This is a genomic window from Microcystis sp. LEGE 08355 (assembly GCF_015207185.1).
GTDB lineage: Bacteria > Cyanobacteriota > Cyanobacteriia > Cyanobacteriales > Microcystaceae > Microcystis > Microcystis panniformis.
In genome coordinates, this window is record NZ_JADEXI010000002.1 from 13,946 (window position 1) to 32,812 (window position 18,867).

Here is an 18,867-nt window from a genome sequence, read left to right on the forward strand (position 1 = left end):
ATCAACTCAAGTTTGAATTGTACCTGATAGAGGTGCGATGGTCAAGGGCTTTTTGGGTTTGAAGGCTGATGGCAGTCGGTCACTAGATCTACCTGAGCTTGTTTGATGATTAACTGAGAAAAGTTTTGAGCGATGGTACTTAAAGGATCGATCGCTTTAATGGAGTCAATTCCTTTGAGTTTGAGAGATTTTGTTAAGAGATGAAATTCGGTACACCCAGAAATATAGGAGCGAGTGTTATATTTCTCTAATAATGCTTCTATATCCCTAAGAATACTTAACGGATCCTGTCCTCTTTTTAGCACTTTATAGATCATTTCATGAATCAACTTTTGATCACTTTCTGAGAGAGAAATAATCAGATCTGCGGTGGTGCAGCCTTCATGAAATAATTTTTTCTGGTAAGTCCCTGTACTAGCAAGTAAAAGGGTAGGTTTATTATATTCTTGGAGTTCTTGGTCCGCTATTTTAATTAAGGAAATAAGTTTATCCTTCAGATTTTCGGGAATCTGAGGCAGAGCATAATGAGCCGTACAACAGCCAATGACTATGCAATCAGCCAGTTTATTGAGATGTTCCAGATTGACTTGAATAAAATCAATAAATTCTCTTTCTTTTCCACTATCAATAGAACCTGTGCGATCAGGTGCAGAGGGAAGGGAAAAAACGATAACATTAGGGGCTTCTTGTTCCTTATCAATAAAAGGATTATATTCATAAATCGACTTCAGAAATTCAGCAGTAACCACTGGTCCCATACCACCTAAAACGCCAAGAATCGGTAGTTTTGTCTTCATTAAAATCTCCTGCTAGTGTAATCGCTGTTGACTAAAAATTAAAGTCTTCTGTGAACAGTTCCTGCCCCTCTTGAATAAGATTTTCTGAGGAAGCTAAGGATAAGTTTATCAAAGGTTCATGGGCAAATTTTACAACTTGCTCTAGCCAGTTTTTGAACAAATCTATGATCAATAAAATTCGCTCATGGATAAATATATCTGTGTTGTAGATTAGCTTGAGATAAAGTTCTTCTTCCTCAACAAAGATAAATTCTAAATCAAATTTAGCGGTAATCATTTTTGGGTCAATGGAGTTAACTGTAATTCCGTCCAAGGCGAGATCTACATTTTGATTATTTTGCAGGACAATTGCAACATCAAAGAGAGCATTACGGCTAGGATCTCGTTGTAAATTCAAATCAGATACGATCTGATCAAAGGGATAGTCTTGATGATCATAAGCCTCTAAAGTGGTTGTTTTTACTTTGCTAAGGAGATCCGTAAAACTGTCGTGATCTGTTATCTGATCCCGCAGGACGAGAGTGTTAACATAAAATCCGATTTGATCTTCTAAATCAGGATGATTTCTGCCGGCGATAGCAGAGCCTATTGTAATTTCATTTTGCTCAGTGTAACGGAATAGAAAACTCTTAACCAAACTAACTAAACCCATAAATAAACTGGCTTCTTGTGCTTTAACTAACTTCTCAAAAGTATCGATCAATTCGGGTTCAGGTTGCCATGTAATTGTATTTCCCTGAAAACTTTTAACAGGTGGGCGGGGATAATCAACAGGTAAGTTAAGACGCACAGGAACAGGAGTTAATTTAGCTAACCAGTAATCCCGTTGACCTTGAAGTTTCGAGGTTTCTAATTGACTTTCTTGCCAAGAAGTATAGTCTTTATAATGAATTCTAAGAGGGGGCATTAATTGGGAATTTTCTTGTCCATAGGCGTGATAATGGGTGAGGAAATCTTTAATTAAAACCCCAGCTGACCAACCGTCAAAAATGATATGGTGCATATTAAACAAGACGATGTAATTCTCTTGGCTTAGTTTAAGTAAGTTAACTTTAAGTAACGGTCCCACTTCTAAATCAAAGGTCGTTTTGGCATTATGGCTGATCGCTTCTTCGATCAGGTTTTCTTGTTCTGTGCTAACATAAGCTGTCAGGTCTATTTGTTTAATGACAAAGTTCATTTGATTATGGACAACTTGACGGGGTTGATTATTGATTAAAGTAAAGGTTGTCCGCAAAATTTCATGGCGTTGAATTAACTGTTGAAAGGCATTTTCAAAAGCATCAATATTGAGATTGCCCTTGAATTGATAAGCACTGGGCATTCCGTAAGCATTATGATTTTGATCTAGAAATTCTAAAGCCCAAAGACGACGCTGACCATGAGACATCGGATAAGATTTTTGGGGGGGAATTGCCGAAATGGGTTCTTGATAATTGTATTGAGTCTGGGAGATTAAAGTCGCCAATCCAGCAATGGTTGGAACTTTAAAGAAGTCAGCCAATTTTACGGATACATTTAGTTCTTTATGAACCCGGGTTACAACCCTTGATAAGAGTAGAGAATGACCGCCAATTTCAAAGAAGTTATCAAAAATACCGATAGGATGTTTAGAGAGAATTTTTTCCCAGATACTAACGAGATTGGATTCTAAATGATTACGGGGTGCAACATAATTAGAATTAACCAGATATTTACCGGTTTCTCTGAGTTGTCTCAGGGAGTGCAGGTCAAGTTTCCCATGTCGAGTTAAAGGGAATTGCTTTAAAAAAATAAAGTAACTGGGAATCATATAAACTGGTAAAAACTTGGCAAGAAATTCTCGAATCTCAGCAATTTCTAGAGTTTTTTCTGTTTGACAGTAAGCAGATAATTGAGTTTGATTATTCACTTGAATGGGTAAAACAATCGCTCTTTCAATGGGAGCATAACGAGTCAATTGATATTCAATTTCTCCGGGATCAATTCGATAACCATTGACCTTAACTTGATTATCTTTTCGTCCCATAAACTCAATGATACCCGGAGCAGTTTGCTTGCCTAAATCGCCGGTTCTAAAGAGAGTTTTTGTCTCATCAAGAAAGCTAGGTTTAAATTTTTCTTGAGTCATTTCGGGTTGGTTATGATAACCCGATGCTAGGGCGGCACCTTCTACACAAATTTCGCCGATTACATGGAGGGGAACGGGATTATTAAATTCATCAAGAACCCCTAAGCGATTGTTATGGAAAACTTGACCGAGGGGGATTTCGCTGTCTAAGTTTTCCTTGATTTCATACTGGGATACTCCCACACAAGTTTCTGTAGATCCGTAAACATTGCTAACAATTTCTGCTGGAAAACGTTTCCGCAAAGCTAAGGCAGTTTCCCGATCTAATTTTTCCCCTCCTACCGAGATATATTTTAAGCTGGAAATGGTTTCTCCTGGTTCAAGTAGCCCCAAGATTTCTCGATAGATAGAGGGGGTGGTATGTAGGGCATTAATTTGATTTTCTTGTAGGAAAGAAACCAAATGTCCTATATATTTTATTTCGTACATATATAGGGATGCACCTATGGTTAAGGGGAGAAAAATATTACGAATAGATGGATCATGAGTAACGGCAGCTGTGAAAATATAGCGCCATTCAGGATGTTTATCTAAATCAAAAGTAAGTCGTAAGCTTTGAATAACATTCAAAATTGAGATGTGACGGCCCATGACTCCTTTAGGATTACCAGTTGAACCTGAAGTGTAGAAAATATAAGCAGTTTGGCTAGAATTGCGAAATATTTTAGGCTCATCTTTGTCATATTTTTCAACAATAGGATCAATTTTATCTAAGCAAATTTTTTTCATTTTTTCAGGTAACTTAGAGATAAAATTACTCTCCGTTAGGCAAACATGACAGCCACTATCTTTTAAAATAAACTCAATGCGACTGTGAGGATATTGAGAGTCTATAGGAACGTAAGTCGCTCCAGTTTTAAAGGTAGCCAGAATCCCGATGATTAAGTTGTGATCACGCTGGAGCATGACCCCAATCACTTTTCCTACACCTAGCTGATATTCCTGCTGTAAATAATGGGTAAGACGATTGACTTTTTCATTTAATTCTTGATAGCTAAGGCTAATTTTTCCCGCAATTAAGGCGGGAGCATTAGGGGTTAATTTAACTTGAGCTACAAAGTCATCAATGATGGTGGCTTTCTCAGGGAGTTTGCGAGTTTTTCCGGTTAATTGTCTGAGTAACTTCTCTTGTTGGACTGGGGTTAATAAAGGTAACTGATAAAGAAGATGATTAGCATCGTCAATGATTCCCCTCAGCAAAATTTCAAAGCTTTCAATAAATTGTTTAATTGTCTCTTTTTTAAAGAGGTCTGTATTGTAATTGCAGTAAATAATGAGGTTATCATTAAGTTCAATTAAGTTAAATCCTAGATCAAAAGGGGTGTAACCAATCGGTGACGGTGGCAAGGATACTTTTAAGTCTTTAAACTCAGGCAAAGTTAAACTAGGATCCATGTTAAAAGATACCGAAATGAGAGGAGAACGAGAAAAATCTCTAGGTAATTGTAAAGCGGCTAATAAATCCTCTAAAGTATAACTCTGATGGCGAAAAGCGTCGATCAGGGTTTGTTTAGTGTGTTGTAAATGTTCAATAAAAGAGGTGGTAGCATCGACTTGTATCCGCAGGGGTAAAAATTGAGAACAAAAGCCTACTAAGTTGTCACTACCTTCTATTTGTCGCCCAGAAATAGGAATACCAATGACTAAATCCTTAGGGCCAGAAATTCGACGCAAAAAAGCAGTATAAGCGGCGAACATTGTCATAAATAATGTAGCTTTATTTTTGCGTCCTACTTTCTGCAAATTTTGCCCAACTTCCGAGGGAATGACTTGACTTTCTTGGCCGCCAGTGTAGGTTTTAACGGCGGGACGGGGAAAGTCGGTGGGAAGCTCAAAGGTTGGCAGCTCTTCCTGATAGGTTTTCAACCAAAAATCCCGATGCTCTAACATTTGCGGACTTTGCGTCTCTTGCCCTCGCAAGGTTAAATATTGCCGAAACTGCATCGGTGGTTTGAGAACATCTTTAGTTGTGTTATTTGGGGATGAATAAAGTTGACCAATTTCCTGCAAAATTAATCCTAGTGACCAACCATCTGCCACAATATGATGAGTTTTTAAAGAGAGCAGATAATGGTCAGATTTTAAGCGCATTAAAATCACAGCAAATAAAGGAGCAATCGACAGGTCAAAGGGTTTTTGGGAAAACTGAGATCGTAACGCTAAGGCCGTCGCTTCGGGATTATCTTCATCCTTCAAATCAATGAGGTTTAATTTAATTTTAACTTCATTGACAACTTCCTGTAATTCTCCTTGTTCTATAATTTTGGTTCGCAAAGCTTCATGGCGATTAATAACTTGATTAATCGTTTTTTCTAAAATGTAAACATCTAAAGAACCTAGTAATTCTAGAGATGTTGTGACGTTATAGGATGCTGAAGCATTACGGTCTAATTCAGCTAATAACCAAAGTTGACGTTGAGCTTCACTGGTGGGAAAGGACTGATTTAAAGATGGTAGATGTCCCCTACCATCTTCATCTTCAGAGAGGGGCTTTTTTTCTTCTTTCTTGACTTGGGGGCGTTTAGCATTAGCAAAAAAACCAGCTTGCTGCAATTCCGTAATCGCTTCTTTAACGGCTACTATAACTTTGTCTATATCTTCATTAGTATGGCAGGTGGAGAGAAAACAAACTCGTTTTTCCCATGTGTAGATTCCTTTAAGATTTAATAGGTAATAAAAGAGGGGTAATTCGATGGGTTGTAAGAAGATACTATAAGCTCCAAAGGGTTCAAAGCGGAATAAAGATCCAAAATTAACAACCCGAATCGGAATGCCTATTTCTTGAAAAAACTGATTGACTTCGGTGGCTAATCGATGAGTTAATTGATTCACTTTTTCTTGAATCGTTGGACTGTTTTCCCGAAGATGTAAAAGCACAGCACGACAAGCAGCAAGGGCTAAAGGATGACGACAAAAAGTTCCCCCAAAAGCGGTTAACTCGGTTTGGGGATGAGAGTCATCTCCGTATTGCCAGAAACCGCCGTCAACGGTATCTAAGAAATCTGCTTTACCGCAGATCATACTAATTGGTAAACCTCCTCCAATGGCCTTACCATAAATGACTATATCAGCTTCAACATTGAACCATTCTTGCGCTCCTCCCGGAGCAATCCGAAAGCCGGTAATAATTTCATCAAAAATGAGTGTGATCCCTTTTTTATGGGTTATTTGTCGTAGTTTTTGCAGAAATTCTTGAGGCTGTAAATCGGGTTTGCGACTTTGAACTGGTTCGACTAATACGGCGGCTAAATCATCAGCATGAGTAGCAATAATATCGAGGCTTTCTTCAACTCCATAACTCAAGACTATTATGTCTTCAACCATTCCTAAAGGAGTGCCTAAACTTAAGGGTTGAGCCGTGGTTTTATCTTCTCCTACTCGTGCTAAGATGCCGTCAAAAGTTCCATGGTAGGAGCCGGCGAACATAACAATTTTTTGACGTTTTGTACGAGAGCGAGCAATGCGAACAGCGGCCATAATCGCCTCGGTTCCCGTATTACTAAAAGCGACTCTTTCGACTCGACCCATTTCACTAATTAAAGCGGCGGTTTCGGCAGCCAGATTTGACTGCATTCCTAAACCTATTCCTCGGTTCATTTGTTCTTGAACCGCTTCAATGACAAAATCCGGACTATGCCCAAAAAAGTTAACCCCAAACCCCATAGCTAAGTCAATGTAATTATTGCCATCAATGTCCTTAAAATAAGCCCCTTGAGCAGATTCTGAAACAATGGGATATTGAAATTCTTTTAAGGCCATGCGGAAGTCAATGGTCGGTTTAACATCCACCATTGTCTTACGGCTATTTTGTGAATAGGCTTTTGATTTGGCGGTTTTCTGGTTATAAATACTCTGTAAATTTTGAATAAAGGCTTGTTGTTGTTCGGTTAAGGATTTGTTCTCAGTCAGCTTTAAGGCTAAGGGGTTTAAATTGGGAGAACTAGGTTTCTCAGGAGATTTGGGCTTCTCTTGAGAAACCGGAAGGGAAGTTTCTATCTTAGAGCTTTGGGTAGGAATGATTTGAGTCTGATTCGTTAATATTTCGGGGGCTATACTGGGGGAGACGGTGGCAGTTTGAAGAACTTCTAATTGCTTGATAATGGTTTTCTCATGGAGGTCTTTTAGGTCTTTTAAAGATTGTAATTGAGCCATCATTAAGGCTTCTTTACCGGAGCTTTCACCTGAGACAGTGAACTTAGGAATTGCAGGAATTGAGAGGGGTTCATCTGGCACACAAGCAAGAATTAATTCTTGGCCATTGTTAATGGGAATATTGTTTTGTTTAGAGAAACTATTCGCCGTAGCGAAACCACAGCGCTTTAAAACGGAACACCAATTTTCCCCACTTAATAAGGGAGTGTCTGAGCGTAATTCTTGGTCCTGAAAGCGCCACCAGCCGGGGGTTAATCCAAAGGTTAAATTCAGCCATGAGTTATTTTCTACGGTTTCGAGGAGAACTAAGTAACCACCGGGGCGCAGCAGTTCCCGAATATGGGTTAGAGTTTCTGTAATATTTCGGGTCGCATGAAGGACGTTAGCGGCCACAACAATATGATAATTACGAGCAGGTATCCCCTGAGAAATGGTGGACTTTTCAATGTCTAGTTGATGAAAGTTTAGGTTATATTTTTTCTGAAATTTTTGCCTAGCTTGATGCAGTAAGAAGGGAGAAACTTCGCTAAAAGAATAAGTGACATGATCGAGATTTAAGTGGTTAAGAATTGCTTCTGAAGTGGCACCAGTTCCTCCTCCTATTTCGAGAATTTGATAGGGGCAATCACTATTAGAAAAGTTGGTTAAAATCTGGTTAATAGCTTGGGCGACTCGTTGATTCATCAATCGAGATACGGGAGAATTTCCATAGATACTTTCTGCATGAGCAACGGAACCTTCTGGGAAAATTAATGTCAAGGGGTCTATATTTCCCTTGAGAACTTCTGCTAAATTTTCGCCGCAGCGTTGCAGCATTTCTAATTCAGGTTTTGCAGATGGACAAGTTTTTTCTAGCTTTTGTAGGGCTTGGGGCAAGGAAAAAGACTCAGGCAAGTTTTTGACAGTCCAAATATTCCCTTGATTTTGAAGAATATTAGCTTGCTCTAAATCCTGCAAATAACGATTGAGCAAAATGTGATATTTAGGGGCAACAGGTAAGGTTTGTCTTAGGGTTTCTATTGTCCATTGTTCCCCTTGATTAAGTTTTTTACCTAAGGACTCTAAAGCCTTGATGATATAGGCTGTAGCGATGGGTTGCAATTGCTCAATGACTTGCAAATAATTGCTTAATTCTGTCTCATCATTGATAACTTTAGTTGTTATTTCTGAAGTATTTTCTAAGGGTTTTTCTTTGACAAATTGGCAGAGGTATTCGGCGATATCAACAAGAGTTTGTAAATCGGTAAAGAGTTGATCTATTTTCACTTTGACTTGAAATTTTTCTTCAACTTTGCGAGAAAAGTCAGTCAAGATAATTGAGTCTGCTCCTAAGTTTAGTAATGTCTCATCCTCCGGTAGATCGTTCTCATCTTCTTTCAGAAGTAAAGCCAAAATTGATTTTAATTGATTACGGATTTCCTGTTGATGTTTTTGCATATTGAAAACTGTGGTTTCGGTATCGGTAAGGTTAGAGGTTTGTGCGTCTAGGAATATTTTGTCAATGCTCTGATTTTCTGTTCGAGGATTAGGCTGAAATTGGCAAGGTTTCCTTTGAAAGGGATAGTTCGGCAATCTGACTTTTTTATAGCCATAATTTCGATTGAATTGTTCTGGATTGAAAGGCGCGCCATTTAGGTAGAGTTGTCCCAAGGCTGAAAGAATTGTATGCCAGTTATCTAAGCCACGATTGAGAGAACTTAACCAGATGAACTCATCTTTATAACGACGACCTTGTTCTGCTAGTATTGGTCTTGGTCCCACTTCTAAAAATAGGTTATATCCCTTGTTGAAAGCGGTTATTAAACTCGACAAAAATCTTACTGGTTCTCGGCATTGTTTGCTCCAGTAAGCGGCATCTGGTGCATTTTCTAAAAGCTCTCCATCAAGTCCTGAAAGTAGCAGAATTTGGGGGCGTTGATAAGAAATTTGACGAGCCTCTTTTTCAAATTCTTTTAAAATTGGCTCCATTAAAGGGGAATGAAAAGCCTGAGTAACGGGAAGATATTGAGCGGGAATTTTTTGCTTTTTGCAGGTGCTAATAACTTCCTCAATGCTGGTACTTTCTCCAGCAATAACAATCTGTTGAGGGTGATTAATGGCAGCTATTGAAACTGTTTGAGTATAATTTTTAATTAGGGAACTGACTGTCTCTTCATCAGCAAAAATTGAAGCCATTTTCCCAGAGGTCGTGGTTTGCATTAATTGCCCCCGTTTGACAACTAAGGCGAGTCCAGCTTCTAAGCTAAATACTCCTGCGATACAAGCTGCTACATATTCTCCCACACTATGGCCAATCAGTAAACTGGGGGTAATTCCCCAAGATTTCCATAGCATTGTTAGGGAATATTCTAGGGCGAATATAGCCGGTTGAGCGTAAGCAGTTTGATTGAGTAAATCGGTCTGTTCACCAAATAATATTTCAGTTAAAGGATGGTCTAAATACTTCGCTAATATTTCGGCACATTGATCAATATATTGACGAAATGTCGGCTGGGTTTGATAGAGTTGATGCCCCATGCCGGGATAACAAGCCCCTTGCCCTGTAAAAAGAAAAACAATTTTAGGGGATTTTTCCGATGTAAAACGTTGATAAAAAGTCAAATCATCAAGTGGTTTTTCTTCAGCAAAAGCGGTTAATCTTTGTTGTAATTCTGGACAAGTATCGCCAACAATGGCTAAACGTTCAGGTAAATCTATCCTTCCGACAGCTGCACTATAACAAATATCTCCAATTTCAGGATGAGATTCTAGGAGGGTATGGAAGCGTGTGGCTAATTCTTTTAAAGCGGTTTTGTTGTGGGCTGAAAGGGTTAAGAGATGACTGGGAATTTGTTGTTGAATTTCTGAGATTTTGCTGACGGGTGCCTGTTGAACAATGACATGGGCATTTGTGCCTGAAAAACCAAAAGAACTTACCCCAGCTATAGGGACTTTATTGTTATTCGGCCAAGGTATATTTTGAGTAGGAATTTTAAGAGGATGATCTTCCCAATTAATCAGAGGATTAGGGCTTTGGAAGTGAAGATGGGAGGGGATTTCACCCTGTTGAAGAATCAGAATTGTTTTGATTATTCCAGCCATGCCAGCTGCGGCTTCAAGATGACCGATATTGGTTTTGACTGAGGCGACATAAAGGGGGTCGGAGCGCTTTCCATAAACTGAGGCAATGGCATTCAATTCGATGGGATCTCCTAAAGAAGTGCCTGTGCCATGAGCTTCTATGTAGCTGACATCTTCAGGGACTATTCTGGCATCAGCTAGAGCTTGACGGAGCAATTCTTGCTGGGCGGGTCCACTGGGTACGGTTAAACCGGCAGCAGCCCCATTATGATTCACCGCCGAACCTCGCAACAGGGCAAGAATGTGATCCCCGTTTTTCTGGGCTTCTGATAAAGTTTTTAAGATTAAAACCCCACAGCCTTCCCCTCGCACATATCCGTTAGCAGAGGCATCGAAGGTTTTGCAACGCCCATCGGGGGACATCATTCCCGACTGAGAAAGACTAATCGTAATTGCGGGTTCTAAAATGAGGTTTACCCCACCCACTAAAGCGAGTTCACATTCACGATTTCTCAGGCTACGAATCCCCTGATGGACGGCTACTAATGAGGATGCACAGGCTGCATCAATCGAGAGACAAGGACCGTGAAGATTGAGAAAATAAGATAGCCTTCCGGCGGCTGCGCTTAGAGCATTGCCGGTGCCAAAAAAAGAGTCAATTTGATCATAGTTAGTGCCGTAAACCTTCAGGGCATGATCAATGCTAGTAATCCCCACAAATACCCCTACTTTATTATCGGCTAAATTTTTCAGAGGTAAATTGGCATTTTCTAACGCTTCCCAAGCAACTTCTAAGAGTAACCTTTGTTGAGGATCCATGGAGGCTGCTTCTCTTGCTGAAATCGAAAAGAAACGGGCATCAAATTCTGTGATATTCTCTTGAAGAAATCCCCCATAAGCGGTGTTCATTTTTCCTAAAGTTGGTTCTTGAGAATACAGTTCTGAGATATCCCAACGGCTTTTAGGGACTTCTACTATAGCATCAAGCCCGGCTTGACAAAAACTCCAATATTTTTCTGGGGAATTAATACCTCCAGGAAAACGACAAGCCATCCCAACCACCGCAATAGCTTCACTTTGTCTCGTCTCTAATTCATTGATACGAGCCTGCATGACCTCCATTTTGCTTAAGGTCGTTGCCATTAATTTTTTGTAATCTATACTCTCAACCATGCCCTATTCTCTATAATTTCTAAATTTATACGCCGTTAAACATAAATTAGGATGCTGTGCTATCAGTAAATATAAACCCAAATTTAACTCCAGAGAGTTAAGCTTACTCATGTTCATCTACCTATCCTACCACATCTCATGGCTTTTGAAACATTATTTTTAAAGTTTAACCTCCATATTGATCAAGCTCCGTTAATTTTTGATTAAGTAATCTTGCTAGTTCGTCTTCACTGAGGCTGTCGTAGGGATTATGATTGTCAGGAATTGGATTTATTTTAATCTCAAAATCGAGATAATTGGCTAGAATTTCTTCCCTTAAATAGGTACTTAAGCTGAGAAAATTAGGATAATCGAAAATGATCGAAGATGGCAATTTACACCCTAAATCTCTTTCTAAGCGATTTTTAAATTCTATGACCATTAGAGAGTTTAAACCTAATTCTAAGAATGATGTTTGTTGAGGAATAACCTTATTTTCATTTAACCCTGTCACTTCTCTTAATATTTTCTCCAGTCCTTCTACTAAAGCGTTTATTCGTTCGTCTATAGAGACAGATTTTAATTGTTCTAATAGTTTTGCTGGACTTGTTTGTTTTTGATTGTTTAGGGTTAATACCTCGCTAAAGAAGGGTTGACTAATGTTGAAAGTTTGATTAAAAATCGACCAATCAATATCGAGAACTATCCCTTGAGTAATATCACCTAAAATTACCTGACTGAGATATTGAAACGCTTGCTCAGAGGGCATCATCTGCAAACCCCAATTAGCGAAACGTTGTTGATCAATTTGGTTGCTCGTCTCCCAAGCTCCCCAATTAATACTAATACCAGGTAATCCTAAACTTTGCCGTTGCTGCATTAGAGCATCCATGAAAGCATTAGCCGCCGCATAATTACTTTGACCAGGCGAACCAAGGATAACAGCCGCAGAAGAAAAGCTTACGAAAAAGTCTAAAGATAGAGAGCGAGTATAACGATCTAATAATAAAGTTCCTGCTACTTTTGGACTGATTACCTTTTGATATTTTTGCCAACTTTGATTACTGATAAGACCATCTTCTAAGACCGCTGCTGCGTGAATTATTCCTCGTAAGACGGGCAAGTCTGCCCCAAAACGAGAGAATAAATTTTTCATATCTGTGGGGGAAGTAATATCAGCTTCAATCAAGGTTACTTTTGTTCCTTTCTCCACTAATGAAGCTATCAATTCTGTTGAAAATTTAACATGGCGACTACACAAAACTAGGTGACTTGCTCCCATTTCTGATAACCATTGAGCCACTAATCCGCCCAGTTTTCCTCCCCCTCCCGTGATTAAATAAGCCCCTGACTGATTAATAAACTGTCGTTTTTCTGAGATAGGAAGAGATGCAGAAACTAACCTAGCTGCGTAGCGGTTTCCTTGACGTAAAGCTAAACGGAATTCATGGGGGAAACACTTTAATTCATTGAATAAAAGTTCAGCTTCATTAGCTTCTTTATGGATTGGTAAATCTAAACAAACACAACCCATTTTAGGATACTCTTGATTAATGACTGCTCCTAATCCCCATAAATGAGACTGTTGAGGAGATAAAGCCGTATCATTGCTAATCTTATTAGCCCCGCGAGTAATCAGCCATAAATGGGGTAATTTCTCCCAGTTATTAGTGAGGGTTTGCACCAAATTTAAGACGGCATGAGAACTCTGATATACTGTATCTAGAACATCTTCAGCTTCTGAAGATTCCCAACAAAAAACAACACCAGTCGGAAATTCTCCAGATGGATAAGCTTCTTGATAGAGACGCTGAAAATCAGATTTTTGAGCGGCATTGATGGCAAAAGAATCTTGAGAATGACATTGATAATTCTGCCCCATTTCTACAGTAATTACTTTTTCTCCTGCCTTTTTGTATAAATTAATTAGGGAATTTAAGTCTGTTTCTGGACGAACCAAGACTAACCAAGAATTTTGAGGATCAACGGCAACAGTTGGCATTGAAGAAAGTTTTTTCCATTCCACTTTATAAAAGCAATTGTTTGACTTTTCTTGCCATAAACTCTGTAAAATATCTGGATTTATGCGCCGTGCTGTTAAGTCAGTAAAACGAGCGCAAAGCTGTTCTTGTTCATTATAAATATTAACATTTACTCTCATTTCACCATTAGTATCTGAGATGACCTGAACTTCCGTCCAAACTTGCGAAGTTGGATTTAGGAATATTTCCAGGGAAGAGAATCCATAAGGTAGATGCAATTCTTGACCATGAATTTCGGGGAAAGCTGCCCCAATACTCTGTAAGCAAGCATCCAAAAGAACCGGATGAAAATAATAACGCCGATCCGCTAAACTAGGGTTAATACTAATTTTAGCTTGAGAGCCTTTTTTGAAAGAATATAACTCTTGAATCGCTTGGAACTGCTCTCCATACCTGATACCCATCTGCTGATAAAGCTCATAGAATTCACGAATAGAAATCGATTCTTTAGAGTTTTCCCTTTCTAATTTAGTTTGGGTTAATTCTGAGGCAGCCAAGCTTTGTATATCCTTAGATTTGACTTCACCTGTAACATGAAGAACCCATTGTTCTTGTGCAGAATCACTGCTAAATATCTCAAAAGTATAAATCAGTTGAGATGATTTTTTAGGTCTAAAAATTATTTGGATTATTGAGGGATTTGGAGACAAGAGGAGTCCCTGATGGATAGAGACATTTTCAAGGGTGACAAAATGCCCATCAAATATTTTCTGACTTGCGGCTAAAATAGCTTCAATAAAACCGGTAGCTGGAAATACAATGTTTTCAAATACCTTATGTTCTTCTAAATAACTAGGGTTAAGAGAACTCACCTCACCTTCAAAGATCATGTCTCCCGTTGCTAACTTTTTAAAATCTCTAATAAAAGGATGTAACTGAGTCTTGATTTGCCCTAGAGAAAATTCCGAATTAGATAACCAATACCGTTCTCTTTGAAAAGGATAAGTCGGTAAAATAATCCGCTTACCTTGTTTAAATACTTTAGCCCAGTCTAGGGAATAACCATTAACAAAAAGTGTCGCTAAACTTCTATACATTTGTGCCTGTTCATCCTGCCCGGGTACAATACTAGGCAACCATAATAGGTCTTGGTTGGCAGAAATAAGGCGAGCCATACTCAGTAATACAGGCTTAGAACCGACTTCTAGAAAACAACGATAACCCTGATCAATTAAAGACTGAAATCCTTGACTAAACTGTACAGTATTACGCAGATGATCTACCCAATAATCAGGAGTTGTAATTTCTGAACCTACAGGTTTCCCTGTCAGATTACTAATAATCGTTAAGCTAGGTTCATGAAAAGAAATTGTTTTTAAGACCTGGGAAAAATCATCAAGAATGGGCTGCATTAAAGGAGAATGAAAAGCATGAGATACCGCTAAACGTTTAGTTTTATGCCCTTGATCAATAAATTCTTTTTCGAGTTGCTCAACAATCTCTTTAAATCCAGAAATGACGGTAATTGAGCCATTGGCTGAAGCAATATTAACTTGATTTTCATAAGAAGTTAGAGCGTTTGCTACCGTCTCATAATCAGCATAAATAGCGGACATACTGCCATTGTGGGGCAATTTTCCCATTAATTTACCCCGTTGAGTCACTAATTTTAAGGCATCTTCTAATGAAAAGACTCCTGCCCAACAAGCCGCCACATATTCCCCAATACTATGTCCTAAAAGGGCTGAAGGTTGTATTCCCCAAGATTGCCATAATTTGGCGAGTGCATATTCAAGGGAAAAAATCACCGGCTGAGTGATTTGGGTTTCCTCTAATAACTCACTATTTTGCTCTTGAAAGATTAAATCTAAGAGAGATTTTTCTAAAAGGGGTTCTAGAATTTGATCACAAAGATCTAATGTTTCCTTGAAAACAACTTCTCGGTTATAAAGGGTTTCTCCCATGCCGGAATATTGAGAGCCTTGTCCAGAAAAGAGGAAAGCTATCTTTGGCGGAGTCTCTGATAAAATCTGTCGGATTAATGAGTCAGAATTTTCACCATCTTGGTAATCAATTAATGCTCTTTGTGCCGTGGTTATTGAGTCTGCTAAAATACAGATTCGTTGCGGAAAAATCCCCCGCCCTGTACTGGCGGTAAAACAAACATCAGCTAAATTGATAGACTCAGTCAAAATATCTTGATAACTTCTCGCTAACTCTTGCAGGGATTTTTCAGAACGAGCCGAAAGGGGTAATAGATAAAAATTATTCTCCGAAGGTTGAGGTAAATCAGCGTCAATTTCCCCAACAATGATATGAGCATTCGTTCCACTAAATCCAAAGGAACTTACTCCAGCAATCCTTGAACGTTCGCTGATATCCCAAGGTTTTCCTTGTACAGGAACTTCAAAAATATGAGAACTCCAATCAAAGCGGGGATTAGGATTTTTAAAGTGAAGATGAGGAGGTATTTTATGGTGTTGTAACGCTAGAACGGTTTTAATTAATCCGGCAATTCCAGCAGCACCTTCTAAATGACCTAAATTCGTTTTTACTGAACCAATAATTAAAGGCCGATTAGGGGAGCGTTGACCAAAAACGGCGGACATACTTTCTAATTCAATCGGATCACCAAGGGCTGTTCCAGTGCCGTGAGCTTCAATATAATCGATTTGTTCAGGCTTGAGATTAGCCCGTTTAAGGGCTTGATGTAATAATTTTTCTTGAGCTTGACCATTAGGAACAGTTAGCCCACTGCTTGGACCATCATGATTGACGGCTGTACCATAAATTTTTGCCAAAATTTGGTCTCCATTCTTAACCGCTTGGCTCAATCTTTTCAGAACAACTATTCCACAGCCTTCTCCTCGCACCATGCCATTTGCGCTCTCATCAAAGGTTTTGCAATGTCCATCAGGGGCAAGCATATGGGCGCGACTTTCGATTAAAGAAATAATGGGAGTTAAAATCATATTAACCCCTCCGGCTAAAGCCAGATCGCACTCACCATTAAGTAAGGCATTATAAGCTAAATGAATCGCTACTAATGAGGAGGAACAAGCGGTGTCAATAGTCATTGATGGACCCTGTAAACCAAGGACATAAGAAAGACGACCCGCCGCCATACTAACAGAAGTTCCTGAACCAGTATAAGCATTAATGGCTTGAGGAGAATAACTTAATTGGGCATAATCTTGAGTCATGCAACCGATAAAAACTCCCGTCTGACTGTTGCGTAATTTTTGGGGATTTTGTCCAGCAGATTCTAAAGCTTGCCAGGTGGTTTCCAAGAGTAAACGCTGCTGAGGATCCATGGCGACAGATTCTCTAGGAATAATGCCAAAAAATTCTCCATCAAATTCCTCAATTTGTTCTAGAAATGCACCGTAAGGAGCGTATATTTTGCCGGGGACATCGGGATTAGGATCATACCATGTTTCCTGATCCCAGCGATCTTGAGGGATTTCTGTTATAGCATCTTTTCCCTGTTCTAAAAGTTCCCAGAAAGATTGTAAATTCTTAGCACCGCCAGGGAATCGACAAGCCATGCCGACAATAACAATAGGATCATCATCGAGTTGTGATTTTTCTGGCGGTTTTTGAGAAATTTCTGCTTTTATTTGAGGTGTAAATACTGGTTGACAATTATCTAGAACTTCTTGCTGTAAATAATTAGCTAAGGCTTCAACATTCGGAAAACGAAAAGTAATTGTCGAAGGGAGAGAACAATTAAAGTCAGTTTGTAACAGATTTCGTAACTCTGTAGAAGTGAGAGAGTCCATCCCCAAATCAAAAAAGCCCTGTTGAGGGGAAAAAGTTTCATCATTTGAGCGTCCTAAAACAGTAGAAACACGCATGATGATATGATTAGTGAGCCAATTAGGACGCTCTTTTAAGGTTAAATTTTGCCATTGTTTTAAAAACTCAGATGAGGGGGCAGCTTGGGGTTTTCCTTGAGGCAGAAAGTTTTTATAAAAGCTTTGATGAATATAAGGAAATTGTTGCCAGTCAATCTTAATTACACCAGCGCGGATAATCTGATTTAGAAGAATTTTTTCCAGAGCATTAAGGGCTAAATCGGGTTTCATAGCCCCATATCCTTTAGCGGCTAATCTCTCCAAAACATTGCGATCTACTGCTGCACCTATTTCGCTCCAAGGACCCCAATTTATGACCGTTCCGGGTAAATGATGCGCCTGACGATAATAGATAAAAGCGTCTTCAAAGGCATTAGCTGCCGCAGCATTAGCTTGTCCTGCCGAGCCAATTAAAGATACAGCAGAAGTATAACAGACAAAGAATTCCAATGGGTCATTTAGGGTGAGTTGATGAAGCAACCAAGTTCCTTTAACTTTGGGAGCTAAAACATAATTAAAGCTCTCTGGTGTTAGTCTTAATAAGGTTGTATCGTCTAAGGTTCCAGCAATGTGAAAAATGCCCCGTATAGGATATTTAGAACGGCATTCTTCTAGGACGGCGTGCAGTTTTTCAGCATCGGTAATATCAAGTTTTTTAAGGGTAACTTCTGCCCCACTAGAGGAGAAATTGGCTAATATTTCAGGGCTAATTCCTTCTGCCCCTCGACGACTACACAAAACTAGATTCCGCGCCCCTTTTTCAATCATCCATCGGGTTGTTGCTAATCCTAACCCCCCTGTGCCTCCTGTGATTAAATAATAGGCATCAGGACTAAAATTGATCTTTCCATCTTCAAGTTTTCTCTGCACCAAACGAGGATAAAAACGCTGTTCCCCCCGCAAAGCAACACGGTTTTCTTGGGGATTACTGTAGATTTCTTGCAGCAGTTTGTCGGCTGTGTTTACTTCATCTGGATCTAGGTCAATCGCCTTAAAATTAAGTTCAGGATGTTCTAAGACTAGGCTGAAGGCTATTCCTAATAAGGAGGCTTGAGAGGGAGAGGTTAGGGTTTTAATGGCTTTTGCTGGTACTGCTCCTTGAGTCACTAAAATCAGAGCCGGCGGATTTTCTTGCTGCAATAATGCTTGTAAGAAAAAGAGAAATCGTTGACAATGAATCTCGACTTGTTGATCAATTTCTCCAGGGATGTTTTCTAAGCCCCAGAAGTACAGTATTTGACGAGTTTCTGAAGTTATCGAGTTTCTCAATATTGATAGGTAATCTTCAGCAATCTCCGGGTTAATATCTCGGGTAAAGACGCAAGAACAACTTATTCCTCTCTGTTGGAATAGAGGGATTAAACCGTTAGCAATTCCTTGACTATCTGCCCAGATTATTTGATGAGAGTAAGATTTTGCTGGCAGAGAAGGTAATTGCTCACTGCTTCTACCAATAATGACACTTTGTTTTAATAAATTTCGGGTTTTTGCTTGGCTTGGTTCGATAATATTAATGTCTTCAAATTGATTCTCAATCAGTAAATTTTGCCAATCTTTTGTGCTGATTAACGGATAACCATTCCGCTGCAGATCTTGACTACATAACCACCATCCTTCTGTCAAGCCAAAGGTTAAATCTACCCAACGTCTTGCCCCTGTACTTTCTAAGAGGATTAGTAGTCCCTTGGGAGCGATGAGAGAGCGCACATTTTCAAGGGTTTTTTGAAGGTTGGCTGTGGCATGAAGAACATTAGCGG

3 protein-coding genes are annotated in these 18,867 nt (G+C 39.3%); all 3 read right to left on the bottom strand.

The genetic code is table 11. The annotated features are described in order from the left end of the window. Nucleotides 1-41 precede the first annotated feature (41 nt). A complete protein-coding gene (locus IQ242_RS00205; RefSeq protein WP_002768078.1) occupies nucleotides 42-797 on the bottom strand; it encodes an aspartate/glutamate racemase family protein in 756 nt (251 codons plus the stop codon). 31 nt (nucleotides 798-828) lie between these two features. Then, a complete protein-coding gene (locus IQ242_RS00210) occupies nucleotides 829-11,292 on the bottom strand; it encodes a non-ribosomal peptide synthetase/type I polyketide synthase (RefSeq protein WP_193958596.1) in 10,464 nt (3,487 codons plus the stop codon). 166 nt (nucleotides 11,293-11,458) lie between these two features. Then, nucleotides 11,459-18,817 (bottom strand): SDR family NAD(P)-dependent oxidoreductase, encoded by a 7,359-nt coding sequence (locus IQ242_RS00215; protein ID WP_370582925.1) that lies wholly within the window; start codon nucleotides 18,815-18,817, stop codon nucleotides 11,459-11,461. Nucleotides 18,818-18,867: the final 50 nt, after the last annotated feature.